Origin of the sequence: Massilia agilis, assembly GCF_024756255.1 — a bacterium.
In the GTDB taxonomy this organism is placed as follows: Bacteria; Pseudomonadota; Gammaproteobacteria; order Burkholderiales; family Burkholderiaceae_D; genus Telluria; species Telluria agilis.
Genome location: NZ_JANUHB010000002.1, coordinates 1,033,610 through 1,058,455, shown reverse-complemented (window position 1 = coordinate 1,058,455; position 24,846 = coordinate 1,033,610). Strand labels below are relative to the sequence as shown.

Below are 24,846 nucleotides of genomic sequence, written 5' to 3'. Positions count from 1 at the left end.
CCCGCCGAGGCGGGCCGTTCCAGGTGCTGCTGCGGCGAAGCTTACGCCATGTTCTGGTTCACGAAGTCCCAGTTGACGATGTTCCACCAGCTCTCCACGAACTTCGGACGCGCGTTGCGGTAGTCGATGTAGTAGGCGTGCTCCCACACGTCCACGGTCAGCAGGGGCTTGTTGTCGGTGGTCAGCGGGGTGCCGGCGTTCGAGGTGTTGACGATGTCAACGGTGCCGTCCGGCTTTTTCACCAGCCAGGTCCAGCCCGAGCCGAAGTTGCCCACGGCCGACTTCTGGAATTCTTCCTTGAACTTGTCGAACGAGCCCCACTTGGCGTTGATCGCGTCGGCGACCTTGCCGGTCGGCGCGCCGCCGCCGTTGGGCTTCATGCAGTTCCAGAAGAAGGTGTGGTTCCAGACCTGGGCCGAGTTGTTGAACACGCCGCCCGAGGACTTCTTGATGATTTCTTCCAGCGACAGGTTCTCGAACTCGGTGCCCTTGATCAGGTTGTTCAGGTTGGTGACATACGCCTGGTGGTGCTTACCGTAGTGGTATTCCAGCGTTTCTTCCGACATCGTCGGGGCGAGTGCGTTTTTCGCATAAGGAAGCGGCGGCAGAGTATGTTCCATGTCTTGTCCTTGATTGGTTGGAAACGAGTCGGTTCTCCCGAAACGGGGCATATTCTAAACCGGATGGGAAAACGTTGCATATTTGCTTCGCGCCGGAAACGGATGGGTAGGGTGGGCAGGTTCTCCCCACGCGTCCAGTCCAAGCAAGCATGGCTTGAACGCGTGGGCAGGAAACCTGCCCACCCTACAACAGGCTCTGTACGCTGGCCACGCCGACCTCGGCGCTGCCGTCCGCCAGCCGCACCGTGAGCGTCTCGCGCGCCTTGATGCCCGCCGGGTCGCGCAGGATGCGGCCCTTGGCGTCGCGCACGATGGCGTAGCCGCGTTCGAGCGTGCGCTGCGGATTCAGTAGTTCCAGCTGCGCTGCCAGCGCGGCGAGCAGCTCGCGCCGCTGCCTGACCTGGTTGCAGATGCTGGTGTTCAGGTGGCGCTGTTCGGACACGATCTTTTCGCGCAGCGCGCGCACGTCCGGCCGGTGGCGCGCCCAGCGCTGGCGCAGCTGGGCCAGTTGCAGCCCCTGGCGGTTCATCGGCACGTGCAGCGCGTGCGTCATCGCCGCCGCCATCGAGCGCAGCTTCAGGCGCTGGTGCGCGATCTGCGCCGACGGGCTCAAGAGGCGCCGGGTGTAGCTGTCCAGGCCCTGGTTGGCCTCGGACAGGATGCGCTGCATGGCGCGCCGCAGGTCGCCGGCGTCGGCCGCAAGCGACGCCATCCAGTCCGCCCGTGGCGTGGCCGCCAGCTCGGCGGCGGCGGTGGGCGTGGCCGCGCGCAGGTCGGCCGCAAAGTCGGCGATGGTGAAATCGGTCTCGTGGCCCACGCCCGAGATCACGGGAATCGCGCAAGCCGCAATGGCGCGCGCCACGCACTCTTCATTGAAGCACCACAGGTCCTCGATCGAGCCGCCGCCGCGGCACACCAGCAGCACGTCCACCTCGGCGCGGCGCGAGGCGGTCATGATGCTTTCCGCGATCTTGTCGGCGGCGAACTGGCCCTGCACCGGCGCGGGGTAGAGCACAATGTTCACGTGCGGCGCGCGGCGGCGCAGCGCGGTCAGCACGTCGCGCAGCGCGGCGGCCTGCGGGCTGGTGACGATGCCAATGCTGCGCGTGAAGAGCGGCAGCGCGCGCTTGCGGTCCTGGTCGAACAGCCCTTGCGCCGACAGCTTTTCCTTCAGGCGCAGAAACTTCTCGTACAGCTCGCCCACGCCCGCGCGCCGGATCGCCTCGACATTGATCTGGTAGTCGCCACGCGCGCCGTAGAGCGTGACCAGCGCGCGCACCTCGACCTTGTCGCCCTCGCGCGGGATGAAGCCGGCGAACTGCGCGCGGCCGCGGAACATCACGGCGCGCACCTGGGCCGCGTCGTCCTTGAGCGTGAAGTACCAGTGCCCCGAGGCGGCGCGCGTGAAGTTGGAGATCTCGCCGCCGATCCACACCAGCGGGAAGCTGCGCTCGAGCAGGCGCGCAACCTGCTGGTTGAGCGCGGTGACGGAAAGCACCTGCGGTGCGGCGTAGGCGGGGTCGGCGGTGTCGGGCGGCTGCTGCATCGTGAGCGGAACGAAAATAGTGGGACGCGGATGCTTATGGCACATCCGCGCCAAATCGACAAGTGTTTTCGTGCCCTCAGCTGCCGGCGGCCGCCCTAGTACTGGCCCTCGGGCGTCTCGTCGTGCTCATCGCCCGGCGCCACGTCCAGGCGTCCGTACAGGCCGTTGCTCTCGTCGTTGGGGCCGGCGCTGAAGAACAGCGTGTCAACAGGCTGCTCGTTCACGCCGTTGCCGAAGGCGATGCCCCACAGGCCGTCGATGCGGATCGGCTTGCGGTCCGGCGCTTTGAGCTGGCCGAGCCATTTGCCGGTGGCCAGGTCGTAGGCGTTGATGAGCCCATCGCCAAAGTTACCGACCAGCAGGCGGCTGCCGAAGCGTCCGAAGCTTGCCGGCGCGAGCGCCATGCCCCAGGGCGCGTTGAGCGGCCCGGCCGACGCGAACCGGCGCAGGAAGCGTCCGTCCGGCGCGAACACGCTGACGAAACCGAACCCCGGTCCTTTCACGTCATCTTCGCGGTTTGGGTCCTGCCTGGCATAGCTCACGTACAGGTCGCCGTTGATGGACTGGATCCCGAACGGACCATAGCCGGCCGGCAAGTTGGGATCGCGAAATGGCTGGCCGGGCAGCGTGACGCGCGCGAAGTTGGCGTCGAACACGTCGATCTTCCCGTTGTGGAAATCGGTGGCGTACAGCACGGTCCCGCGCCCGGTGCCGCTGAGCGCGATACCCTTGTAGATCGCATGCGAGGCGCTGTTGTCGATGACCCGGATCGCGCTGGTGCGCTCGACGCTGGGCGCCCAGCCCGCAATCCCGCCATCTTCGCTGGCGAACAGGAAGCGGCTGGGGGCCGAGGCGTTGCCTTTCTTGACCACGAAGCCGGGCCCGCCGTAGAACACGGTTCCGGTCGGGTTGCCAGGCTTGCCGCCGACGCCGGGAATGGTCACCACCAGGTTCTGTGGCCTGCCCGTGCCATCGTAGAGCGTGGCGACGCCCTTCCCGTTGTCGGCCACCCACGCGACGGCGTACGGATTGAAGGCCAGGCCCCAGGCGTTGACCAAATTGGGGTCGCGGTGCTCGGCGCGGACCGCCGGGCTGTCGGACACCAGGTTGCGCTGCTGGTAAAAGTCGCTCGCAAGGACCGACGGAGCAGCTGACAGGGCCAGTGCGCTCGCGGCGCAGGCCAAGGATGTGCTGAGCTTGTTCATATTTCCTCCTATCGCAACATCACTGGACAAAGCCCGTCCGATGATGCGAAGCGCACCAGCGCGGCCGTTTGAGCTCGACCAATCGTCAGCGGGGCACTTTCCGGCAGGGGGATGGTTCACGCAGCCCGCGATCCACCAGTTCATGTTCGGCGCCGCATTTCGGTAATATGAGTACACGAATAAACCGGCGGCCTTTCGCCGCTGCATCACAACAGGGAGGAGGGGAAGATGGACAATGAAAGCGCACTCGAGGTGGTGGTGGTGCCGCCGGTGCACGACCTGGGCGACCAGTTCAAGGTGCGGCGCGCCTTGCCCAGCCGCGACAAGCGCATGGTGGGGCCGTTCGTCTTCCTCGACCAGATGGGGCCGCACGTGTTCCAGCCCGGCCGCGGCCTGGACGTGCGTCCGCACCCGCATATCTGCCTGGCGACCGTCACCTACCTGTTCGAGGGCGAGATCCTGCACCGCGACAGCCTGGGCAGCGTGCAGCCGATCCGCCCCGGCGAAGTGAACTGGATGACGGCCGGGCGCGGCATCGTCCATTCCGAACGCACCGGGCAGGAGCTGCGCGGGGCCGGCTCGTCGCTGTTCGGCCTGCAGTGCTGGGTGGCGTTGCCGCGCCAGCACGAGGAAACCGCTCCCACGTTTTCGCACACCGGCGCGCACGAGTTGCCGCTGGTCGAAGGCGAGGGCGCCAGCGCGCGCATCGTTGCCGGCAGCTTTTTTGGGCAGCGCTCGCCGGTGCCGACGCTGTCGGACATGTTCTACGTGGACCTGAACCTGCAGCCGGGCGCGCGCATCGCCATGCCGGCCGAATACAGCGAGCAGGCGCTGTACGTGGTCGAGGGCGAACTCGACCTGGGCCGCGACGGCGTGTTCGCGGCAGGGCAGCTGCTGGTGCTCAAGCCGAAAGCCGCGGTCACGCTGGCCGCGCATGGCGGAAAGCCTGCACGGGTCATGCTGCTGGGCGGCGAACCGATGGATGGCCCGCGCTACCTGTCCTGGAACTTCGTCGCCAGTTCCGAGGAGCGCATCGAACAGGCGCGCGAGGATTGGCGCAAGATGGCCTTTCCGTCGGTGCCGGGCGAGACCGAATTCATTCCGTTACCGGAGACGGTCGGCCGGCCGGTGCGTTACCCCTGATTTGCGCAAAACGTGGGCAGCTTCATGCGGGGTGCCTAAAAACGGGGCATGGAGAAATTTCTTAACGGAATCAATGGCTTGCCCTGGCGCATCGGTTGTTGCTCACAATCTTGTCCACAAAAGATGTGCAAAAGCCCTGTCTGTACAGGGGGAATGCAGCGCAGGCCCGCCGCCGCTTTCGCGCGGCAGGGTCCACAGATGCCGCGCCGCCGTGTTGGTGCGAGCTAGCCAGGGCCGTGCCTAAAATTTGGGCCTGCACTACTTTTTCATTTCAAATCAAAGTCTTGTCACGCGAACTTAATCCTTGCTCACATCCTTTTCCACAGAATGTGTGAAAACCGGGATGAGTTATCCAAGTTGCCTTGAAAAACAGCTCGGATATGGCCAGAAAAGGGGGCGGGGAAGGCAGGGAGTTGCGGAAAACTGCCGTTTGCCCAAATTTTGAGCGCGGGTGTTTTTCCTTTTGGAATCAGACACTTTGATGCTGCTCAATGTCCTTGCTCACAGTCTTTTCCACAAAAATTGTGAGAAAGCCGGGGTTTTGGTGGAAAACGCTCAGCCAGCCATGCTGCCACAAATTTCAGCTCGATGAATTTCTTGCGAAAAATCAACAGCTTGGAATCGTGCGCGGGGCCTTGCTCACAATCTTGTCCACAAAATTTGTGAGAAACCTGGGGACTGGAAATTGCCCAAGTGAAACAAAAAATCCTGCCATATTTTTGGGCGCGAAGGAATTTTCGTGATAAATCAAGGGGATGCAATTGTGCGGACATCCTTGCTCACAACATTATCCACAGAAGTTGTTTGCAACTGACAACTCCTGATCCCCGCTGGCGCACCGAAAAGCCCGGGCGAACACTCCGGCGCGGGCCAAGGCGCATGTTCCGTTTCCCGTTCCAGACCCTGCCCGCATTTCGAGCAGGCAAAATTTTCCTTTAAGAATCAATATGCTTGGCGCATGGCACCGTTCTTGGTCACAGTCTTATCCACAAAAGATGTGCAGAACTGGTCTTGCCCCCGCGCGGGCAACACGTTACATTGCCGAATTGGATTTTTTACCCCTCAGGAGTTCGTTTTGCTCGCCATTCTCCAAGCCGCAGGCTGGCCCATCTGGCTGTTGTTGATTGCCTCGATCGTTGCACTGGCGCTGATCATCGAGCGCCTGATCTACCTGCGCCGCGAAAAGATCCTGCCGCGCGCGCTCCTCGATGAAGTGATCCGCGTTTATCACAACGGCAAGGTCACGCCCGAGGTGGTGCAGCGCCTGGAGCAGAACTCTCCGCTGGGCACCGTACTGGCAGCGGCGCTGCGCAACGTCGATGCGCCGCGCGAGGTGATGAAGGAATCGATCGAGGAAGCGGGCAGGGGCGTGGCGCACATGCTCGAGCGCTTCCTCACCACGCTGGGCACGATCGCCTCGCTCGCACCGCTGATGGGCCTGTTCGGCACGGTGGTCGGCATGATCGAGATCTTCGGCGCCCAGAACGCGACCGGCACCAACCCGGCCCAGCTGGCGCACGGCATTTCGGTGGCGCTGTACAACACCGGCTTTGGCCTGGCGATCGCCATGCCGGCGCTGGTGTTCTACCGTCACTTCCGCGCGCTGGTGGACACCTTCATCATGGACATGGAGCTGCAGGCGGTGAAGTTCGTCGATGTCGTGCACGGTGCCCGCAAATGATGGACTTTCGCCGGGGCCGCAAGCGCGAGGACCCCGAGATCAACCTGATCCCGTTCATCGACGTGCTGCTGGTGGTGCTGATCTTCCTGATGGTCACCACCACCTACAGCAAGTTCACCGAGCTGCAGATCACGCTGCCCACGGCCGAGGCCGAGAAGGCGGTGGAGAAGCCGTTCGAGATCAACGTGACCGTGGACGCCAAGGGCAACTACACCGTCAACGGCGTGCCGGTGTCCTTCCACAGCGTGCAGGGACTGGCCGAGGACCTGAAGCACGCGGCGGCGACCGGCCCGGATGGCAAGCCGCTGGCGCAGCCGGCGCAAAGCCCGGTGGTCATCGTCAACGCCGACCAGTTCGCAATGCACCAGATGGTGATCAACGTGCTGGAGGCGGCCCGCGTTGCCGGCTACGACAAGCTGACGTTTGCGGCGCAGACGGGCAGCAAACAGTAGCCGTGCTGGCCACTAGCCCCAAAACCGTCGTCCCCGCGCAGGCGGGGATCCATGCTGAGTGTGCGGACCTGCCGCTTGCGCGATTGTGGTTGCTCATTATGGGTCCCCGCCTGCGCGGGGACGACGTGCTGATGGCGCGGGAGAACGTTAGTGTCGCTTGAATCCACGCTCACTCGCGCCTGGCTGCGCCGCGGCCCGCTGGCCTGCGCGCTGTGGCCCGTCTCGCAGCTGTTCGGCGCCATCGCCGCAACGCGCGCGGGCCTGTACCGCGCGGGCCTGTTCAAATCCGAGCGCCTGCCGGTGCCGGTCATCGTGGTCGGCAACATCTTCATCGGCGGTACCGGCAAGACCCCGCTCACCATCTGGCTGGTCGAAACGCTGCGCGCCGCCGGCTTTACGCCCGGCGTCATTTCGCGCGGCCATGGCAGTAGTGGCGAACACGCGCGCGAAGTCACGGCGCAGTCGGACGCCAGCCAGGCCGGCGACGAGCCGCTCCTGATCGCGCGCCGCGCAAAGTGCCCGGTCGTGGTGGGCCGTGCGCGCGGGCAGGCCGGCAGGACCCTGCTGGCCGCGCACCCGGAGGTGGACATCCTCGTTGCCGACGACGGCCTGCAGCACTATGCGCTTGCGCGCGACATCGAGATCGTGCTGTTCGACGGCCGCGGCGTGGGCAACGGCTGGCTGCTGCCCGCCGGACCCTTGCGCGAGCCGCGCACCCGCCGCCGCGATTTCACGGTCGTGAATGCGCCCGAGATCACGCCGCAGCTGGCAAACGCCATCGGCGGCGCGCCGCATCGCATGCGGCTGGTGGGGGAATACGCCGAGCAGCTGTCCAACCCCGCGCAGCGCGTGCCGCTTGCCCATCTGTCCGGCAAACGCATCGTTGCCGCCGCCGGCATCGGCAACCCTGGCCGCTTCTTTGCCATGCTGCGCGCGGCGGGCCTGGCCATCATTGAACTGCCGCTGCCCGACCATCACGACTTTCGCGATGCGCCTTTCGATCGCGTGCAGGCCGATGTCATCCTGATCACCGAGAAGGATGCAGTAAAATGTGGGCAGATTGAAAACCTGAAGAACGACCCGCGCCTGTGGGTCGTGCCGGTGGCGGCGCATATCGATGCCGCGCTGGCCGAACAAATTGTGGAGAAATGTCGTGGATGCCCGACTGCTTGATATCCTGGTCTGCCCGCTGTGCAAGGGACCGCTCGAATACGACAAAAAGGCGCAAGAGCTGATCTGCCGCGCCGACCGCCTGGCCTATCCGATCCGCGACGGCATTCCGATCATGTGGGCCGACCAGGCAAGGCGGGTCGAGCCGCAATGAGTTTCACCGTCATCATCCCGGCGCGCCTGGCCTCGACCCGGCTGCCGAACAAGCCGCTGGCGGATCTTGGCGGCAAACCGATGGTGGTGCGCGTGGCCGAACGCGCACGCGATTCCGGCGCCGCGCGCGTCATCGTGGCCACCGACCATGCCGACATCCTGGCCGCATGCGAGGCGCATGGCGTTCAAGCCTGCATGACGCGGGCTGACCACGAATCCGGCAGCGACCGCATCGCCGAGGTGGCCGCGAAAATCGGGCTTGCGCCCGACGCGGTGGTGGTCAACCTGCAGGGCGACGAGCCGCTGATCGACCCGGGCCTCCTGGCCGCCTGCGCCGCGCGCATTTCGGCCGACGTGCCGATGGCCACCTGCGCCCACCCGATCATCGACGTGGCCGACGTGTTCAACCCGAACGTGGTCAAGGTGGTCCTGGACAAGGCCGGCCGTGCGCTGTACTTCTCGCGCGCCACCATCCCCTGGCACCGCGACGGTTTTGCCGCCAGCCGCGAGGCGCTGCCGCCCGGCTACGCGCCGCTGCGCCACATCGGACTGTATGCGTACAGCAACGCTTTTTTGCAGGCCTACCCAAAACTCGAACCCGCTCCGCTGGAGCGCATCGAGGCACTCGAACAGCTGCGCGTGCTCTGGCACGGCTACCCGATTGCAGTGCACGTGACCGCGAGCGCCCCGCCGGCCGGGGTGGACACGCCGGAGGACCTGGCGCGGGTACGGCTGCAGTTTGCATCCTGAGCCACTTCCAGTCACATTCGAGCACGCCTGCGGCATCTCAAAAGTAAAAATGCCCGACCGTGGTCTAGTGCTCATTCGCTGACTTTTGTGGTAAGTTTCGTATCAAGTATTCAAATATGCATCACGCCCGTGCGGCGACAAGCTAACCGTTTTTCAAATCCGTTTTAGGAATCTTCATGCGTCTCATTCTGTTAGGGGCTCCCGGCGCCGGCAAAGGCACCCAGGCGAACTTTATCAAGGAAAAATACAACATCCCGCAGATCTCGACCGGCGACATGCTGCGCGCCGCGATCAAGGCCGGCACCGAGCTGGGCCTGGCTGCCAAAAAGGTGATGGACGCCGGCCAGCTGGTGTCGGACGACATCATCATCGGCCTGGTGAAAGCGCGCCTGCAAGAGGCCGATTGCGCCAACGGTTACCTGTTCGACGGCTTCCCGCGCACCATCGCGCAGGCCGACGCGATGAAGGACAGCGGCGTGGCGATCGACTACGTGCTTGAAATCGACGTGCCCGACGACCTGATCGTCGAGCGCATGAGCGGCCGCCGCAGCCATCCGGCGTCGGGCCGCGTGTACCACACCAAGTTCAACCCACCCAAGGTCGAAGGCGTGGACGACCTCACCGGCGAGCCGCTGGTGCAGCGCGACGACGACAAGGAAGAGACCGTCAAGAAGCGCCTGCAGGTCTACCACACCCAGACCGAGGTGCTGCTGGGCTACTACAACAAGTGGGCGCAATCGGGCCAGCCCGGCGCGCCCAAGTACCGCAAGATTTCGGGCGTCGGCCCGGTCGAGCAGGTACGCGACGCGGCTTTTGCCGCGCTTTCCGAGTAAGCGAATAAAAGCGGACAGCCTGTCCGCTTTTTTTTGTCCGGATGACGCCGCAGCCATCCGTCGCACCAGTGTTTTGACATCAAAGTGTTGCAGTACGCAGTAAGGTTGGCCGCCGGTCCTGGAACGAGAGGCAGCGGTCTGTCGAAGTGTGTGTTTGTGTTACTTGATAAAAGAACTAAGGGGACGAAATGGCAGCAAATCTTTTAGGTTTTGCGGTTGCTTGTGGCGTCATCGCGGTGCTTTATGGTCTGTGGTCGCGCAGCTGGATCCTGCGTCAGGACGGCGGCAACGCCCGCATGCAGGAAATCTCGCAGGCGATCCAGGAAGGCGCTTCGGCCTACCTGGCGCGCCAGTACCGCACCATCGGCATCGTTGGCGTGGTGCTGCTGGTGGCGATCTATGCGCTGCTGGGCGGCCAGACCGCGCTCGGCTTCTTCATCGGCGCCGTGCTCTCAGGCGCCTGCGGCTTCATCGGCATGAACGTGTCGGTGCGCGCCAACGTGCGCACCGCGCAGGCCGCCTCCAAGGGCATGAACGAGGCGCTCGACGTCGCGTTCAAGGGCGGCGCGATCACCGGCATGCTGGTGGTCGGCCTGGGCCTGCTGGGCGTGACGCTGTTTTACTGGATGCTGACCGCGCAGGCCACCGACCCCAACGTGACCCGCCATGACGTGATCAAGCCGCTGGTCGGCCTGGCCTTCGGCGCGTCCCTCATTTCCATTTTCGCCCGCCTGGGCGGCGGCATCTTCACCAAGGGCGCCGACGTTGGCGCCGACCTGGTCGGCAAGGTGGAGGCCGGCATTCCCGAGGATGACCCGCGCAACCCGGCCGTGATCGCCGACAACGTGGGCGACAACGTGGGCGACTGCGCCGGCATGGCGGCCGACCTGTTCGAGACCTACGTGGTCACGCTGATCGCCACCATGCTGCTGGGCGCGCTGATGGTCACCGGCGCCTCCAGCGAGGCGGTCCTGTACCCGATGCTGCTGGGCGCGGTGTCGATCCTCGGCTCGATCGTCGGCTGCTCGATGGTCAAGGCCAAGCCGGGCAAAAAGATCATGTCGGCGCTGTACACCGGGCTGTGGTGGGCCGCCGGCCTGTCCCTGATCGGCTTTGCGGTCGTCACCTGGATGCTGTGGCAGGACGAAGCCATGCGCATGCGCATGATGGGCTGCGCGGTGGTCGGCATCGTGCTGACCGGCCTCATGGTGTACATCACCGAGTACTACACCGGGACCGACTTCAAGCCGGTGCGCCACATTGCCGAGGCCTCGACCACCGGCCACGGCACCAACATCATCGCCGGCCTGGGCGTGTCGATGAAGTCCACCGCCTACCCGGTGCTGGTGGTGTGCGCCGCGATCCTGCTGGCCTACCAGCTGGGCGAGCTGTACGGCATTGCCGTGGCCGCCACCTCGATGCTGTCGATGGCCGGCATCATCGTCGCGCTCGACGCCTACGGGCCGATCACCGACAACGCCGGCGGCATTGCCGAGATGAGCGGCATGCCGGAGTCCGTGCGCGCCATCACCGACCCGCTCGACGCCGTGGGCAACACCACCAAGGCCGTCACCAAGGGTTATGCGATCGGCTCGGCGGGCCTGGCCGCGCTGGTGCTGTTTGCCGACTACACCCACGCGCTCGAGTCGACCGGCAAGACCATCGTGTTCGAGCTGTCCAACCCGATGGTGATCGTGGGCCTGTTCATCGGCGGCCTGATCCCCTACCTGTTCGGCGCGCTGGCGATGGAAGCGGTGGGCCGCGCGGCGGGCGCCGTGGTGATCGAGGTGCGCCGCCAGTTCAAGGAGATCATCGGCATCATGGCCGGCACCGGCAAGCCTGAATACGACAAGGCGGTGGACATGCTGACCGCTTCGGCCATCAAGGAAATGGTGCTGCCGTCGCTGCTGCCGGTCGCGGTGCCGATTCTGGTCGGCATGTTGCTCGGGCCGGCCGCGCTGGGCGGGCTCTTGATGGGCACGATCATCACCGGCCTGTTCGTTGCGATCTCGATGACCACGGGCGGCGGCGCGTGGGATAACGCGAAGAAGTACATCGAGGACGGTAACTATGGCGGCAAGGGTTCCGAGTCGCACAAGGCGGCCGTGACCGGCGACACCGTGGGCGATCCGTACAAGGATACGGCCGGTCCGGCGGTGAACCCGCTCATCAAGATCATCAACATCGTCGCGTTGCTGCTGGTGCCCTTGCTGCCGGCCGCGGGCTGGATCGCGATCAAGGCGCCGGAAATGGCGCACGCGCCGGCCGCCGTGCGTGCCGCACAGGTGGCGCCGGTGGCCAAGCCCGAGACCCCGGTGCTGGCCGCGCCGGCCAGCGAGCCGGCGCACTGAGCTGCCGCGGGAGTGCGTAGGGTGGGCAGCTTCGCTGCCCACGCGTTCAGCCGGCAGGGGCGCTGCCGCTGCCTTGGCCGTGGCCGGGCACGCACTGGCTGAACGCGTGGGCGGGAAACCCGCCCACCCTACCTGCGCATCAGGCCTGTAGGGTGGGCACAAGTGCCCACGCGGTGATACGCGGCGCCATGTGCGCCCGCGTGGGCACGAGTGCCCACCCTACGAATGCTCACCCGCGCCTGCGCGCCAGCGCCTGCTCGATCCCTTTGGCCAGCGACAGCTCGTCCGAGTCCCCACGGTAGCGTTCCCCGTTGATGAACAGGGTCGGCGTCTGGTCCACGCCTTCGCGCCGCGCGCGCGCCGCATCGCCCAGCACCCGCGGCCGGTAATGCCGCGCCAGCATCTCGTCGCGAAAGCGGTTGATGTCCAGGTCGATGCTCTCGGCCAGCACGACCAGCGTTTCCGGGTTGATCCTGTCCTGGTGCTCGAACAGCGCGTCGTGCATCTCCCAGAACTTGCCCTGCGCCGCCGCCGCTTCGGCCGCCTCCGCCGCCAGTTCGGCGAACGGATGCTTGGGCAGCGGGAAGTGCCGGTAGGCCAGGCACAGGTCGTCGCCTAAGCGCTCGCCCAGGTCATCCAGCGCCGCGTACGCGCGCGCGGTGAACGGGCACTGGAAGTCGCCGTACTCCACGATCACGACTTGCGCGTCGCGTGGGCCGCGCAGGTGATCGTGCTCGTCGATTGTCACTGCTTCGTTCATCGTTTCTCCCGGATGCTTGAAGTCGCGCCGCCCGGACCTATACTGCGCTTGCGGAACCGGCCTGACAGGAGGGCATCATGGCACGCAAATACATCGACTGCCGCGAGTTTCCGAGCGAGAAGAAGTGCAGCGTCACCATCGCCGCCGACAGCGAAAGCGAACTGCTCGACGTGGCCGCCCAGCACGCCGTGAAGGTGCACGGGCACGAGGACACGCCGCAGCTGCGCCAGCAGCTCAAGGGGGCGATGCACGAGGGCCGTCCGCCCGAGTAGGCGGGCGCTGCCTTTTTGCCGTTCGCTGTACAGTCCCTTTCGTGGAGAAAGGAGGCGGTGATGGCGAACCGGCGTGAGTTTATCCGCACGGCAGCGCAGGCTGGCGGCGCGGTGGCGGCCTTGTACGTCCCGGCGGCCGCGCGAGCGGAAGAAGGCGGCAAGCAGGTTTCCGCCACCGAAGACCTGATGCGCGAGCACGGGGTACTGCGGCGCGCGCTCCTCATCTACGAGGCCGCGTCCGAGCGGCTGCTGCAGCAAAAAGGGCCGGTGCCGGCAACCGTGCTGGCGCGCACCGCCACGCTGTTCCGTTCGTTTGGCGAGGACTACCACGAGCGCCGCCTGGAAGAGCAAATCATCTTCCCCGCCGTGCGCAAGCTGAAAGGGCAGGCGGCCCGGCTGCCGGATGTGCTCCAACAGCAGCATGAACGCGGCCGCGAGCTGACCGCCTATGTCATCGACACCACGCGGCGCGGACGCATCGATCCGCTGGCGGGCCGGCCGCTCGGGCGCGCGCTGCACGACTTTGCCATCATGTACGCGCACCACGCCGCGCGCGAGGATACCGAGGTGTTCACGGCCTGGAAGGATTCGCTGTCCGCGTCGGCGTTCAAGGAAATGGGTGAGCGGTTCGAACGCATCGAACAGCAGGTGTTCGGGCACGATGGGTTCGAGGACGCGCTCAAGCATATTGCCGAGCTGGAAGGGGAAATGGGACTGGCCGACCTGGCCTCGTTCACGATTGCGCCGCCGCCGACCAGCAAGGGGCGCCGGGACGCAAGCTGAGTAGGGTGGGCAGCTTGTCTGCCCACGCGTTCAGGCCAAGCGTGCTCTGGCTGGACGCGTGGGCAGGAAACCTGCCCACCCTACGGATAATTTCCGGTTCAGAGCATGCACATTTTTTGCGCTTCCTCGCGCAGCCAGCCGCGGAAATCCGGATGCGCAATCGCGATCAGCGCGTTGGCGCGCTCGCGTGCCGACTTGCCGCGCAGCTGGGCCACGCCGTATTCGGTCACCACGTAGTTGACGTCGTTCTTGCTGGTCGTGCAATGCGTGCCGGCCGTGAGCGAAGGCACGATGCGCGAGATCGCGCCATCCTTGGCGGTGGACGGCAGCACGATGAACGACTTGCCGCCGCGCGAACGGTTGGCCGCGCGCACGAAATCGACCTGGCCGCCGGTGCCGGAGTAGGGCAGGTGACCGATGCTCTCGCTGCCGCACTGGCCCAGCAGGTCCACCTGCAGGCTGGCGTTGATCGATACCAGCTTGTCGTTCTGGCCCGCGATGTAGGGGTCGTTGGTGAAGTCCGACGGATGCATTTCGATCATCGGGTTGTTGTGCATGAACTCGTACAGCTTGCGCGAGCCCAGCGCAAACGTCGCCACCATCTTGCCCGGCACCAGCGTTTTCTTGGTGTTGTTGATCGCGCCGCATTCGACCAGCTTGAGGATGCCGTCGCCGATCATCTCGGTGTGCACGCCCAGGTCGCGCTTGTTGGTCAGCTGCATCACCACCGCGTCGGGAATGCCGCCGTAGCCGATCTGCAGCGTCGAACCGTCCTCGATCATGTCCGCCACGTATTTGCCGATCGCTTCCTGCACCGGGCCGATGGTGGGCAGGCCCACCTCCATGATCGGGTCCTCGGTCTCGACCAGCGCAGTCACCTGCGACACGTGCACATGGCACTGGCCGTGCGCGAACGGCACGTTGGGGTTCACCTCCAGCACCACCACGCGTGCCTTGGCCACCGCGGCCATCGTGTAGTCGCAGCCCAGGCTCAGCGAGAAGAAGCCGTGCGGGCTCATCGGCGAAGCCATCGCGAACACCACGTCGGACGGCATCAGGCCGCGCTGGATCAGGGTCGGGATCTCGGAAAAATAGTTGGGGATGTATTCGCACCAGCCGGCCTGGCCGCCCGCGCGCGAGGCGCCGCCCAGGAACAGGGCCGAGTGGCGCACATGGTGCGCGGTCTCCGGGTCAAAGTAGCCGTACTTGCGCATGGCCAGGATCTGCGACACCTTGATGTCGTTGAAGCGCCGGCGTTCTTCCGACAGGGCCGTCAGCAGCGCAGGCGGCTCGCCGACGCCGGTCGGCACGATGATCATGTCGCCGTCGCGCAGGTGGTTGAGCGCGTCGCGCGCGGTGCCGCGTTTGGACTGGTAGAGTTCTTGAGCAGTCTGCATTGTGTCTCCTGACTTTTATAATTCGATCCCGAGAGGTTAGCGTGCGAAGCTGACGCGTAGATGACAACACGTTAGCGCGGCCATTGCAATGCTCGCGTGCGCTTGACGGCTGCCCGCCAGCGGATAATGTGCCTGTTCTAACCGATTCGCATGAGGTGGCACATGAAACAGCTTGCACGACCCCTGGCCGGGCTGCTGGCGCTGCTGGCCGCACTGGCCGCCGGCGGGGCGGCTGCCCAACAGTCGCACGAGGCGGCGCAGGCCGCGAAGACCGCGAAGGAACAGCGCGACGGCACGCCCCAGGCCCAGGAAGAGCAGGCCGGCAATGCCGCGCAGCAGCCGCAGCGCAAGAGCGGCGAGCAACCGGTGAAGGGCCAGCCGCAGGACCAGCCGCAAGACATGGCGCCGCGCAAGGATGGCAAGAAGCCGCCGCCGAAGCGCCGCGCCGTTCCCGCCATCATCGGCAGCATGCCCGCGCCCACCGCGCCGCAAGCGTATGGCCCGGTGCTGCATCCGGCTGCGCCGCAAACGCCGATGCCGGCCAACCTGCCGCCACCGGCCCCGATCAACACCTGCATCGGCAACCAGTGCACGGACGCGTCCGGCAACAGCTACCAGACCGGCGTGGGCAACGCCGCCCTCGACAGCAAGGGCCGGCTGTGCAACCGGAATGGCACGACAATGCAATGCTTTTAACCTGGTCGTGGTTTTTTCCTTCAAAAGTTCGCTACAATCGTTGAGGTTGACGTTTACGTAAACGTTAAATGCAAACTCAAAAGGGGAAAACCATGCAAATTCAGAGCAACGTGTTCATCGTCACCGGCGGCGCGTCCGGTCTCGGCGCCGCTACCGCGCGCATGCTGGTGGCTGCCGGCGGCAAGGTCGTGCTGGCCGACGTGCAGGTCGAGGCGGGCGAAGCGCTGGCCAAGGAACTGGGCGGCAAATTCGTCAAGTGCGACGTGACCTCGGAAGCCGACGGCAAGGCCGTGGTCGACGCAGCGCTGGCGCTGGGCACGCTGCGCGGCCTGGTCAACTGCGCCGGCGTGGCGCCCGCGGTCAAAACGGTCGGCAAGGATGGCCCGCACCCGCTGGACGTGTTCCAGCGCACCGTGAACATCAACCTGGTCGGCACCTTCAACATGTGCCGCCTGGCCGCCGACGCGATGAGCAAGACCGATGCGGTGGACACCGGCGAGCGCGGCGTCATCATCAATACCGCCTCGGTGGCGGCATTCGACGGCCAGATCGGCCAGGCGGCCTACGGCGCATCCAAGGCTGCCGTGGCAGGCATGACCCTGCCGATGGCGCGCGACCTGTCGCGCAACGGCATCCGCGTGATGACCATCGCTCCGGGCATCTTCGAGACCCCGATGCTGATGGGCATGCCGCAGGAAGTGCGCGATTCGCTGGGCAAAATGGTGCCGTTCCCCCCGCGCCTTGGCATGCCGGCCGAGTACGCCCAACTGGCCAAGAGCATCATCGAAAACGTCATGCTCAACGGCGAGACGATCCGCCTGGACGGCGCGATCCGCATGCAGCCGAAATAAAGATGCCGTATTGACACTTTGATTTGTTGTAGGATGCCACATGGTATCGGGCGCCCGGCGCAGGCCGCGCGCCCTTTTTTGATTGTGGAGATCCTTGTGTCAAAGTTCAGACTGCTCGCGCTTGTTGCCGCCCTTGGCGGTGCCTTCCTCGCCCCGGCCTATTCACAAGACACCTTGCAGCGGGCGCCCGAAGCGGCGACCGGCTACCAGGAGAAGGCAGGGTGGCCGGCGAGCAAGTACATGGTGGCGGCCGCCAACCCGCTCGCGGTGGACGCAGGCTACCAGATGCTGAAAAAAGGCGGCACCGCGATCGATGCGGCCATCGCCACGCAGATGGTGCTGACCCTGGTCGAGCCGCAGTCCTCCGGCATCGGCGGCGGCGCCTTCCTCGTCTACTACGACGGCAAGAAGGTGCAGGCCTTCGACGGCCGCGAGACCGCGCCGTCCAAAGCTGACGAACACCTGTTCCAGCGCCCGGACGGTAGACCAATGTCGCGCACCGAAGGCATCGTCGGCGGCCGCTCGACCGGTGCGCCGGGCGTGCTGCGCATGCTCGAACTGGCCCACAAACAGCACGGCAAGCTGCCGTGGAAGACGCTGTTCCAGCCCGCGATCGATCTTGCCGCGAACGGCTTTGCGGTGAGCGAGCGCCTGCACCGCCTGCTGGCGCTTGACCCGTACATCCGCAAGGACCCGGATGCGCGCGCCTACTTCTACGATGCGGCCGGCCAGCCCTGGCCGGTCGGGCACATCCTCAAGAACCCCAAGCTGGCCAGCACGCTGCGCGAGATCGCCGACGGCGGTGCCGACGCCTTCTATAACGGCCACATTGCGCGCGACATCGACGCCAAGGTGCATGCGCACCCGACCAACCCGGGCCTGTTGACCGCGCAGGACATCGCCAGCTACCGCCCCAAGGTGCGTGAGCCGGTGTGCAACGACTACCGCGTGTGGACGGTGTGCGGCATGCCGCCGCCGTCCTCCGGCGGTATCGCGGTGGCGCAGATGCTGGGCATGTTCGAGACGAAGAACATGAAGGCGCTGGCGCCGGTGAACGGCGTGCCGGGCGTGGATGCCGTGCACGTGTTCTCGGAAGTGGGCCGTCTGGCCTACGCCGACCGCGACCGCTACGCCGCCGACACCGACTTCGTGCCGCTGCCGGGGCGCGGTATCCCAAGCCTGCTGGACAAGACCTACCTGGCCCAGCGCGCCGCGCTGGTGGGCGAAAAGTCGATGGGCGTCGCCCCGGCCGGCCACCCGCCCGGCATGGACGTGGCCTGGGGCACGGACAACTCGATCGAGGCACATTCGACTTCGCACATGTCGGTGGTGGACCAGTACGGCGCGGGCCTTGCGATGACCACCACCGTCGAAGACGCCTTCGGCTCGCGCCAGATGGTCGATGGCTTCATCCTCAACAACCAGCTGACCGACTTCTCGTTCGACTCGCGCGACGCCAACGGCCCGATCGCCAACCGCGTCGAAGCGGGCAAGCGGCCAAGGAGCGCCATGTCGCCCACCGTGGTGTTCGACAAGAAGACCGGCAAGCTGGTGCTCACCGTGGGCTCGCCCGGCGGCCCGGCGATCATCAACTACGTGGCCAAGGTGCTGGTCGGGACCCTCGACTGGGGCCTGAACGTGCAGCAGGCGATCTCGCTGCCCAACTTCGGCAGCCGCAACGGCCCGACCGAGCTGGAAGCGGGGCGTTTTCCGGCCGCCGAGATCGAGGCGCTGAAGGCCAAAGGCCATGCAATCCGCATCACCGAGCAGAATTCGGGCCTGCACGGCATCGAGCGCATCGACGTGCACGGCGTGCCGCTGTGGTATGGGGGCGCCGATCCGCGCCGCGAAGGCATCGCCAAGGGGGATTAAAAGGTGTAACCCTGGATCCCCGCCTGCGCGGGGATGTCCCCTGCGGGGACAATTTCCTCCCCCAAGAGCAGCAGACTTTGCTAATCTTGTTGGATGGAAATCGAACAAAAGACCGGGTTGATCCTGACCGGTGGCGGCGCGCGCGCCGCCTACCAGGCCGGGGTGCTGGATGCGGTGGGCAGCATCCTGGCCGACGCGGGCCGCAAGGCCGCGCACAACCCGTTCGACATCGTCTGCGGCACCTCGGCCGGCGCGCTCAATGCCACTGCGCTGGCCTGCCGCGCGGACGATTTCGCCGAGGGCGTTGGCAAGCTGCTCGAGGTGTGGCTGAACGTGACGGCCGACCAGGTGTACCGCGCCGACCCGCTGGGCGTGCTGCGCTCCGGCGCGCGCTGGCTGTCGCTGCTGTCGTTCGGCTGGATGCTGCGCAAGTGGCACGCCGCCCCGCCCAGTTCCCTGCTCGACAACACGCCGCTGGTGGGGCTGCTGCACCGCATGCTCGACCTGCCGCGGCTGGACGCGGCGCTGGCCTCCGGCCGCCTGCACGCGCTCGCCGTCACCGCCTCGTCGTACACGCTGGGCCACCACATCACCTTCTACCAGAGCGCGGCCGAGATCGCGCCGTGGCAGCGCAGCCAGCGCGTGGCGCTGGCCGACCAGATCGGCGTCGAGCACCTGCTGGCGTCGTCCGCGATCCCGTTCGTATTCCCGGCCGTGCCGCTGTACCTGGCGGGGCGCCTTGAATACTGCGGCGACGGCTCGATGCGCCAGCTGGCGCCGATATCGCCGGCGATCCACCTGGGCGCCTCGCGCGTGCTGGTGGTCGGCGCCGGCCGCATGAGCGAGGCGCCGCGCGCGACCGCGCCATCGACGCGCTACCCGAGCCTGGCGCAGATTGCCGGCCACGCGCTGTCCTCGATTTTCCTCGACAGCCTGGCGGTGGACGTCGAGCGCCTGAACCGCATCAACCAGACCCTGTCGATGGTGCCGCGCGAGCATCACCAGAAGACGCCGCTGCGCCAGGTGCGCCTGCTGGTGATCGCGCCATCGGAACGGCTGGACGACATCGCCGCGCGCCACACCAAAAGCTTGCCGGGACCGGTCCGCACGCTGCTGTCCGGGATCGGCGCGACCGAGGCGCGCGGCTCGGCGCTGTCGTCCTACCTGCTGTTCGAACGCAGCTACACCCGCGAACTGGTCGAACTTGGCCGGCGCGACACCTTTGCCCGGCGCGACGACGTGCTGGCCTTCTTCGCACCATGAGAACCCTTGCCCGCCTCCTTCTGCTGGCGCTGGCCGTCTTGCTCGGCGCGAGCGCGCATGCCGCGCCCGCGCCCACGCTGCGCTTCGAGCACCTGTCGGTCGACGACGGCCTGGTGCAGGAATCGGTGCTCGCGATCGTGCAGGACGCCGACGGTTTCATGTGGTTCGGCACCCAGACCGGCCTGTCGCGCTTTGACGGCTACCGGATGACCAACTACCGCAACGTGGTTGGCGACCCGCGCACGCTCGCCCACAACTACGTGCGCGCGCTGTTCGTGGACCGCAAGGGCCAGCTGTGGGTCGGCACCGACGGCGGCCTGGATCGCTTCGACCCGGCGACCCAGGGCTTCACCCATTTTGCGCCGAGCGAGCCGGGGCGGCAGGGCAACGCCAACCGCCGCATCATGAAGATCCTTGACGACGGCAAGGGCGGCATGTGGCTCGGCACGGGCGACGGCCTGCAGCACTTCGACCCGGCGACCGGCAAGTTCCACACCTGGCACCGCGTGCCGGGCGACGCGTCCAGCCTGTCCGACGACCTGGTCAACGCGCTTGCGCTCGACGCCGGCGGGCGGCTGTGGGTCGGCACCGCGGCCGGGTTGGACAGCATGGCGCCCGGCGCCGCCAGCTTCGAACACTATCGCTCTCCGTTCGGCCGCGCCTACGAGACGATCCACGCGCTGCTGCTGGACCGCGACCATGGCCTGTGGGTCGGCAGCGCCGGCGGCCTGGTGCGCTGGGCGCAGGCGCCGCGCGGCGAACGCCATCTGTTCGGGCCGGCCGAAGGACTCAAGCCGGGCGAGATCGACTCGCTGTACCGCGACGAGGACGGCATGCTGTGGATCGGTTCGCGCGAACACGGCCTGTATCGCTGGCGCTGGCGCAGCTCCAGCTTTGCCCACTACCCGCACCTGGTCACCGACCGCCACAGCCTGGCCGACGACCGCGTGCCCGCGCTGTATCGCGACCGTGTGGGCACGCTCTGGGTCGGCACCTGGTACGGCGGCGTGTCGCGCGTGGACCTGGGCAGTGGCGGTTTCGCGCGCATCCTGCGCGAGCCGGACGCCAGGGTGACCCCGGGCGACAACAAGGTGCGCGCGCTGGCGGCGGGGCCGGACGGCAAGCTCTGGATGGCCACCAACGATGGCATCAACCTGTACGACCCGTCGAGCGGCGTGACCACCCAGGTGTACCGGCACCAGCCGAACAACCGGAACAGCCTGATCGACCAGGCGGGCAACGCGCTGGCGGTCGAAAAGAACGGCGTGTTGTGGATCGGGGCGAACACCGGCGTCACGCGCTTCGACCCGGCCACCGGCCGCTTCACCCGGCACGTGCTGGTGCCGGGCAATACCAATGCCAATACCGTGCGGTTCATGCGCACCGACCGCGAGGGCATCCTCTGGATCTCGACGACCGGCGGCCTGCACCGGCTCGACCCGGCGAGCGGCAAGCTGACCACCTACCGGCGCGACCCGTCCGACCCGGCCACGCTGTCGGACAACACGGTGCGCCCGGTGCTCGAGGACAGCCGCGGCAGGTTCTGGGTCGGCTCGTTCGGCGGCCTGAGCCTGCTCGACCGCGCCACCGGCAAGTTCCGCCACTTCCGCCACGATGACGCCGACCCGTCCACGCTGTCGCACGACGAAGTCCACTACCTGCTGGAAGACCGCAAGGGCAACCTGTGGGTCGGCACCGCGGTGGGGCTGAACCGCATGGTCGAAGGCAAGGACGGCAAGATCAGCTTCGTGCGCTACACGTCCAACGAAGGCCTGGCCAACGACGACGTGGCAGCCATGCTGGAAGACCAGGACGGCCGCATCTGGGCCAGCACCAGCATCGGCCTGTCGTGCCTGGACCCGGCCACCGGCGCCTGGCGCAATTACGGTGCGGCCGACGGCACCACGGACGGCGCCTACTTCGACGGGTCGGCGCTGGCGATGCCCGACGGGACCCTGTACTTCGGCGGCTTCAACGGCATGACCGCGTTCAACCCGCGCGAGATCCACGACAACAGCATTGCGCCGCGCGCCGTCATCACGGGCTTCCAGATCTTCAACCAGCCGATCGCGCAGGTCCATCCGGGCCTCTTGTCCGGCCCGATCGAGCAGGCCAAGCGCATTACGCTGTCGGCCGGCGAATCGATCTTCTCGCTCGAATTCTCGGCGCTGCACTTCGCCGCGCCGCAGCGCAACCGCTTCGCCTACAGGCTGGAGAACTTCGACCAGGACTGGGTCAGCACCGATGCCGGCAAGCGCTTTGCGACCTACACAAACCTGGACCCCGGCTACTACGTGTTCCGGGTGCGTGCCGCGAACAAGGACGGGGTCTGGAGCGACACCCCGGCCTCGCTCGAAATCATCATCGAGCCGCCGTACTGGAAGACCTGGTGGTTCCGCGTCCTGGGCGTGATCCTGCTGGCGGGCGTCACCTACGGGATCATCCTCGCGCGCCTGTCGGGCCTGCGCCGCCAGAAGGAGCTGCTGGAGCGCCAGGTCAGCGCGCGCACCGAGGAGATCGAACTGCAGAACCGGCTGCTCGAGCGCCAGACACAGGAGCTGCGCGAGCAGGAACAGCAGGTGCGCCAGAATACCCACGAGCTGGCGCAGGCCAACCGCGCGCTGCACGAGAACGAGGAGCGGCTGCGGCTGGCCAAGCAGCGCGCCGAGGACGCGACGCGCCAGAAGTCCGAATTCCTGGCCAACATGAGCCACGAGATGCGCACCCCGCTGGCCGGCGTGATCGGCATGCTCGGCTTTGCGCTGCGCGACGCCCAGCTCAAGGACGCCACGCGCGAGCAGATCGTGCGCGGCCAGGCCAACGCGCAATCGCTGCTGTCGATCATCAACGACCTGCTCGACTTTTCCAAGATCGAGGCCGGCAAGCTCACCATCGAGAACATCGACTTCGCGCTCGACGCCACCATCGAGAACGTGGTCAGCCTGTTCGAGGAGCAGGCCGCCGTGTGCGGCGTGGACTTTGCGATCGAGCTGGCGCCTGGCCTGCCGCGCTTCGTGGTGGGCGACCCGACGCGGCTGCGCCAGGTGCTGGTCAACCTGGTCGGCAACGCCTTCAAGTTCACCAACGAGGGCATGGTCAGGCTGTGCGTCGAGCGCCGGCTTGAAGACCAGGTGGCCGACGCGCAGGGCCGCAACATGATCCGGTTCTCGGTGCAGGACACCGGCATCGGCATCGCCGCCGAAGCGCTGCCGCGCATCTTCCAGAAGTTCGAACAGGCCGACAGCACCACCACGCGCCGCTACGGCGGCACCGGACTGGGGCTGGCCATCTGCCGCCAGCTGGTGCAGCTGATGGGCGGCTGGATCAGCGTCGAGAGCACCGAAGGGGAGGGCAGCACCTTCACCTTCGTGCTGCCGCTGGCCGACGGCGTGCGCCCGCCGCAGGAGCCGCGTGCCCCGCGCGCGCCGCATACGCACAAGCTCAAGGTGCTGTGCGCCGAAGACTTCCCGACCAACCAGATCATCATCCGCACCATGCTCGAGGAGCTGGGGCACGAGGTCGATATCGCCGAAAACGGGCGCCAGGCGCTGGACGCGTGCACGCGCAAGCGCTACGACCTGATCCTGATGGACGGCCGCATGCCCGAGATGGACGGCATCACGGCCGCGCGCCTGATCCGCGCCGGCGGCGAGCCGGGCAGCCCGGTGCTCGACCCGCAGGTGATGATCGTCGCGCTGACCGCCAATGCGAGCGAGGAAGACCGCTCGCGCTATCTTGCCAGCGGCATGGACGGCTTCCTGAGCAAGCCGATCGACGAGGACTCGCTGCACGCCAAGCTGACGCGCGCGATCGGCGTGCAGCTTGCGCGCGGGATCGCGCTCGAACCGCTGTCGCCGGCGGCGGCCAAGCCGCCCAGCACGGCCGAACTGGATGCCATGTTCGGCGTGTTCACCGGACCGGCTCCGCTGGCCGAGGCGGCCGGACACGGACCGAAGGGCGGCGGCGACCTGCGCGAGCGCGTGCGCGCTGCGTTTGCCGCCGATTTGCCGCGCCGCCGGGGCGAGCTGAACGACGCGCTGGCGCGCCGCGACGGCGAAGCCTGCGCGCTGCTGCTGCACGGCCTGCGCGGCAGCGCCGCCTACTTGGGCGAGATCGCGCTCAACCAGCTGTGCGCGGAACTGGAAGCGGCCGCCGACAATGGCGACTGGACGGCACTGGACGCCGCGTTACCGCAACTGGCCGAGATGCTCGACGCGTTTGCCGGGGCATGCACGTGAGGTGCCCGGCTGCGGCGGGGCCAGCCGGTATAATGGTGTGACAGAAAGCGGGAGACGCGCATGAGCGATCGGATGAAGGTCTTGGTGGTGGACGACGACGTCGTGTCGCGGATGGTGCTCATGCACCTGGTCGACACCAGCGGACATTTCGAAGTCCACGAAGCCGAGGACGGCGAGGACGCCTGGCGCCAGCTCGAAGGCGGCCTGCGGCCCGCGATCACCTTCTGCGACCTGCGCATGCCGCACCTGTCGGGCACGGAACTGCTGGCGCGCGTGAAGGCCGATCCGCAGCTTGCGCACATGCCTTTCGTGCTCGCCTCCGCCGCCAGCGAGGGCAGCGTCGCCGACCAGGCCAGCGACATGGGCGCCAACGCCTACCTGGTCAAGCCGTTCCAGGTGGAAGAAGTGCGCGCCTTGCTGGCCGGCCTGCAGGAACCGGCGGACGGCGGCGACGAGCTGGCTGCGCAAACCGTGCGCCGGCTTGGCATTGACGCCAACCGGCTGTTGCTCTATCTGGGCGGCCTGCACAAGCAGCTGGTGGCCGCCAGCCCCTTGATCGAGCAGCTGCTCGCCTGCGGCGAAACCGCGGAAGCGCGTGCGCAGCTGGCGCGCCTGCGCGAAGGCTGCAGCACGCTCGGGCTGCTGGGCGCCGCCGCCGCGTTCGAGGCGCTCGAAGCGCAGGACGCCCCGCTGTTGCCATGCGAAGTCGAGCCCGCGCTGGACAAGGCCCGCCAGAGCGCGCTGCGCCAGAGCGAGCTGGCGCGCGCGCTGGCCGCTTCCTGATGAAAGGACAAGCCCCGCACAAATCCG

At 66.7% G+C, this 24,846-nt stretch carries 22 protein-coding genes; 16 read left to right on the top strand and 6 right to left on the bottom strand.

All coding sequences use genetic code 11. The features are described 5' to 3' along the window. Positions 1-41 precede the first annotated feature (41 nt). The 3 genes from NX774_RS11735 to NX774_RS11725 all read right to left on the bottom strand — a co-directional run bounded on the left by NX774_RS11735 (position 42) and on the right by NX774_RS11725 (position 3,371). A complete protein-coding gene (locus NX774_RS11735; protein WP_258822355.1) occupies positions 42-620 on the bottom strand; it encodes a superoxide dismutase in 579 nt (192 codons plus the stop codon). Positions 621-804: 184 nt separating this feature from the next. Next, complete coding sequence (gene xseA, locus NX774_RS11730) at positions 805-2,166, bottom strand: exodeoxyribonuclease VII large subunit (RefSeq protein ID WP_258822354.1); 1,362 nt, start codon at positions 2,164-2,166, stop codon at positions 805-807. A gap of 95 nt (positions 2,167-2,261) precedes the next feature. After that, entirely contained in the window at positions 2,262-3,371 is a 1,110-nt protein-coding gene (locus tag NX774_RS11725; RefSeq protein ID WP_258822353.1) for a TIGR03118 family protein, read from the bottom strand. Between the two features lie 228 nt (positions 3,372-3,599). Here NX774_RS11725 and NX774_RS11720 point away from each other — a divergent pair, with 228 nt between their 5' ends. Next, positions 3,600-4,514 (top strand): pirin family protein, encoded by a 915-nt coding sequence (locus NX774_RS11720; RefSeq protein WP_258822352.1) that lies wholly within the window; start codon positions 3,600-3,602, stop codon positions 4,512-4,514. A 488-nt stretch (positions 4,515-5,002) separates the two neighbouring features. On the opposite strand, the gene NX774_RS11715 is transcribed toward NX774_RS11720, so the two are convergent. After that, positions 5,003-5,287, bottom strand: coding sequence for a hypothetical protein (locus NX774_RS11715; protein WP_258822351.1), 285 nt, complete (start codon positions 5,285-5,287; stop codon positions 5,003-5,005). Positions 5,288-5,589: 302 nt separating this feature from the next. On the opposite strand from NX774_RS11715, the gene NX774_RS11710 reads away from it, so the two are divergent. The 7 genes from NX774_RS11710 (at position 5,590) to NX774_RS11680 (ending at position 11,904) form a co-directional block, all read left to right on the top strand. Next, the gene (locus NX774_RS11710; protein WP_258822350.1) at positions 5,590-6,195 is read left to right on the top strand and encodes a MotA/TolQ/ExbB proton channel family protein; all 606 of its coding nucleotides are present in this window, start codon (positions 5,590-5,592) and stop codon (positions 6,193-6,195) included. After that, a complete protein-coding gene (locus NX774_RS11705) occupies positions 6,195-6,647 on the top strand; it encodes an ExbD/TolR family protein (protein ID WP_258822747.1) in 453 nt (150 codons plus the stop codon). The genes NX774_RS11710 and NX774_RS11705 overlap by 1 nt, the downstream gene beginning before the upstream one ends. 150 nt (positions 6,648-6,797) lie before the next feature. Beyond that, on the top strand, positions 6,798-7,820 hold the full coding sequence (gene lpxK / locus NX774_RS11700) for a tetraacyldisaccharide 4'-kinase (protein WP_258822349.1): 1,023 nt from the start codon (positions 6,798-6,800) through the stop codon (positions 7,818-7,820). Beyond that, the gene (locus NX774_RS11695) at positions 7,801-7,971 is read left to right on the top strand and encodes a Trm112 family protein (protein WP_258822348.1); all 171 of its coding nucleotides are present in this window, start codon (positions 7,801-7,803) and stop codon (positions 7,969-7,971) included. Before lpxK ends, NX774_RS11695 begins: the two co-directional genes overlap by 20 nt. Beyond that, positions 7,968-8,720: a 3-deoxy-manno-octulosonate cytidylyltransferase gene (gene kdsB / locus NX774_RS11690; RefSeq protein WP_258822347.1), complete on the top strand. Its 753-nt coding sequence runs from the start codon at positions 7,968-7,970 to the stop codon at positions 8,718-8,720. Before NX774_RS11695 ends, kdsB begins: the two co-directional genes overlap by 4 nt. 176 nt (positions 8,721-8,896) lie before the next feature. After that, on the top strand, positions 8,897-9,553 hold the full coding sequence (adk, locus tag NX774_RS11685) for an adenylate kinase (protein ID WP_258822346.1): 657 nt from the start codon (positions 8,897-8,899) through the stop codon (positions 9,551-9,553). Between the two features lie 188 nt (positions 9,554-9,741). Then, positions 9,742-11,904, top strand: a complete 2,163-nt coding sequence (locus NX774_RS11680) for a sodium-translocating pyrophosphatase (protein WP_258822345.1) — start codon at positions 9,742-9,744, stop codon at positions 11,902-11,904. Positions 11,905-12,133: 229 nt separating this feature from the next. Here the strand turns inward: NX774_RS11680 and NX774_RS11675 are convergent, their stop codons facing one another. Then, the gene (locus NX774_RS11675; protein WP_258822344.1) at positions 12,134-12,664 is read right to left on the bottom strand and encodes a DsbA family protein; all 531 of its coding nucleotides are present in this window, start codon (positions 12,662-12,664) and stop codon (positions 12,134-12,136) included. Positions 12,665-12,741: 77 nt separating this feature from the next. Here NX774_RS11675 and NX774_RS11670 point away from each other — a divergent pair, with 77 nt between their 5' ends. After that, positions 12,742-12,936, top strand: a complete 195-nt coding sequence (locus NX774_RS11670; protein ID WP_258822343.1) for a DUF1059 domain-containing protein — start codon at positions 12,742-12,744, stop codon at positions 12,934-12,936. A gap of 60 nt (positions 12,937-12,996) precedes the next feature. Continuing rightward, positions 12,997-13,719: a hemerythrin domain-containing protein gene (locus NX774_RS11665; RefSeq protein WP_258822342.1), complete on the top strand. Its 723-nt coding sequence runs from the start codon at positions 12,997-12,999 to the stop codon at positions 13,717-13,719. Positions 13,720-13,817: 98 nt separating this feature from the next. Here the strand turns inward: NX774_RS11665 and NX774_RS11660 are convergent, their stop codons facing one another. After that, a complete protein-coding gene (locus tag NX774_RS11660) occupies positions 13,818-15,116 on the bottom strand; it encodes an acetyl-CoA hydrolase/transferase family protein (RefSeq protein ID WP_258822341.1) in 1,299 nt (432 codons plus the stop codon). Positions 15,117-15,278: 162 nt separating this feature from the next. Between NX774_RS11660 and NX774_RS11655 the strand changes: the two genes are divergently transcribed. From NX774_RS11655 to NX774_RS11630, 6 genes are all read left to right on the top strand, one after another. Then, positions 15,279-15,812: a hypothetical protein gene (locus tag NX774_RS11655; protein ID WP_258822340.1), complete on the top strand. Its 534-nt coding sequence runs from the start codon at positions 15,279-15,281 to the stop codon at positions 15,810-15,812. A gap of 92 nt (positions 15,813-15,904) precedes the next feature. Then, positions 15,905-16,663, top strand: a complete 759-nt coding sequence (locus tag NX774_RS11650) for a 3-hydroxyacyl-CoA dehydrogenase (protein ID WP_258822339.1) — start codon at positions 15,905-15,907, stop codon at positions 16,661-16,663. 33 nt (positions 16,664-16,696) lie between these two features. Beyond that, positions 16,697-18,535 carry a gamma-glutamyltransferase gene (gene ggt / locus NX774_RS11645; protein ID WP_307731188.1) on the top strand — a complete coding sequence of 613 codons (1,839 nt, stop codon included), beginning with the start codon at positions 16,697-16,699 and terminating at the stop codon, positions 18,533-18,535. A 93-nt stretch (positions 18,536-18,628) separates the two neighbouring features. Further along, positions 18,629-19,798, top strand: coding sequence for a patatin-like phospholipase family protein (locus NX774_RS11640; RefSeq protein WP_258822337.1), 1,170 nt, complete (start codon positions 18,629-18,631; stop codon positions 19,796-19,798). Continuing rightward, the gene (locus NX774_RS11635; RefSeq protein ID WP_258822336.1) at positions 19,795-24,036 is read left to right on the top strand and encodes a hybrid sensor histidine kinase/response regulator; all 4,242 of its coding nucleotides are present in this window, start codon (positions 19,795-19,797) and stop codon (positions 24,034-24,036) included. Before NX774_RS11640 ends, NX774_RS11635 begins: the two co-directional genes overlap by 4 nt. 60 nt (positions 24,037-24,096) lie before the next feature. After that, positions 24,097-24,819 carry a response regulator gene (locus NX774_RS11630; RefSeq protein WP_258822335.1) on the top strand — a complete coding sequence of 241 codons (723 nt, stop codon included), beginning with the start codon at positions 24,097-24,099 and terminating at the stop codon, positions 24,817-24,819. Positions 24,820-24,846 lie beyond the last annotated feature (27 nt).

Coding starts and splice junctions, on each gene's coding strand:
- NX774_RS11735 (WP_258822355.1), bottom strand. CDS start 620: ATGGAACATACTCTGCCGCCGCTTCCTTATGCGAAAAACGCACTCGCC.
- xseA (WP_258822354.1), bottom strand. CDS start 2,166: ATGCAGCAGCCGCCCGACACCGCCGACCCCGCCTACGCCGCACCGCAG.
- NX774_RS11725 (WP_258822353.1), bottom strand. CDS start 3,371: ATGAACAAGCTCAGCACATCCTTGGCCTGCGCCGCGAGCGCACTGGCC.
- NX774_RS11720 (WP_258822352.1), top strand. CDS start 3,600: ATGGACAATGAAAGCGCACTCGAGGTGGTGGTGGTGCCGCCGGTGCAC.
- NX774_RS11715 (WP_258822351.1), bottom strand. CDS start 5,287: ATGTCCGCACAATTGCATCCCCTTGATTTATCACGAAAATTCCTTCGC.
- NX774_RS11705 (WP_258822747.1), top strand. CDS start 6,195: ATGGACTTTCGCCGGGGCCGCAAGCGCGAGGACCCCGAGATCAACCTG.
- kdsB (WP_258822347.1), top strand. CDS start 7,968: ATGAGTTTCACCGTCATCATCCCGGCGCGCCTGGCCTCGACCCGGCTG.
- adk (WP_258822346.1), top strand. CDS start 8,897: ATGCGTCTCATTCTGTTAGGGGCTCCCGGCGCCGGCAAAGGCACCCAG.
- NX774_RS11680 (WP_258822345.1), top strand. CDS start 9,742: ATGGCAGCAAATCTTTTAGGTTTTGCGGTTGCTTGTGGCGTCATCGCG.
- NX774_RS11675 (WP_258822344.1), bottom strand. CDS start 12,664: ATGAACGAAGCAGTGACAATCGACGAGCACGATCACCTGCGCGGCCCA.
- NX774_RS11670 (WP_258822343.1), top strand. CDS start 12,742: ATGGCACGCAAATACATCGACTGCCGCGAGTTTCCGAGCGAGAAGAAG.
- NX774_RS11665 (WP_258822342.1), top strand. CDS start 12,997: ATGGCGAACCGGCGTGAGTTTATCCGCACGGCAGCGCAGGCTGGCGGC.
- NX774_RS11660 (WP_258822341.1), bottom strand. CDS start 15,116: ATGCAGACTGCTCAAGAACTCTACCAGTCCAAACGCGGCACCGCGCGC.
- NX774_RS11655 (WP_258822340.1), top strand. CDS start 15,279: ATGAAACAGCTTGCACGACCCCTGGCCGGGCTGCTGGCGCTGCTGGCC.
- NX774_RS11650 (WP_258822339.1), top strand. CDS start 15,905: ATGCAAATTCAGAGCAACGTGTTCATCGTCACCGGCGGCGCGTCCGGT.
- ggt (WP_307731188.1), top strand. CDS start 16,697: ATGCCACATGGTATCGGGCGCCCGGCGCAGGCCGCGCGCCCTTTTTTG.
- NX774_RS11640 (WP_258822337.1), top strand. CDS start 18,629: ATGGAAATCGAACAAAAGACCGGGTTGATCCTGACCGGTGGCGGCGCG.
- NX774_RS11635 (WP_258822336.1), top strand. CDS start 19,795: ATGAGAACCCTTGCCCGCCTCCTTCTGCTGGCGCTGGCCGTCTTGCTC.
- NX774_RS11630 (WP_258822335.1), top strand. CDS start 24,097: ATGAGCGATCGGATGAAGGTCTTGGTGGTGGACGACGACGTCGTGTCG.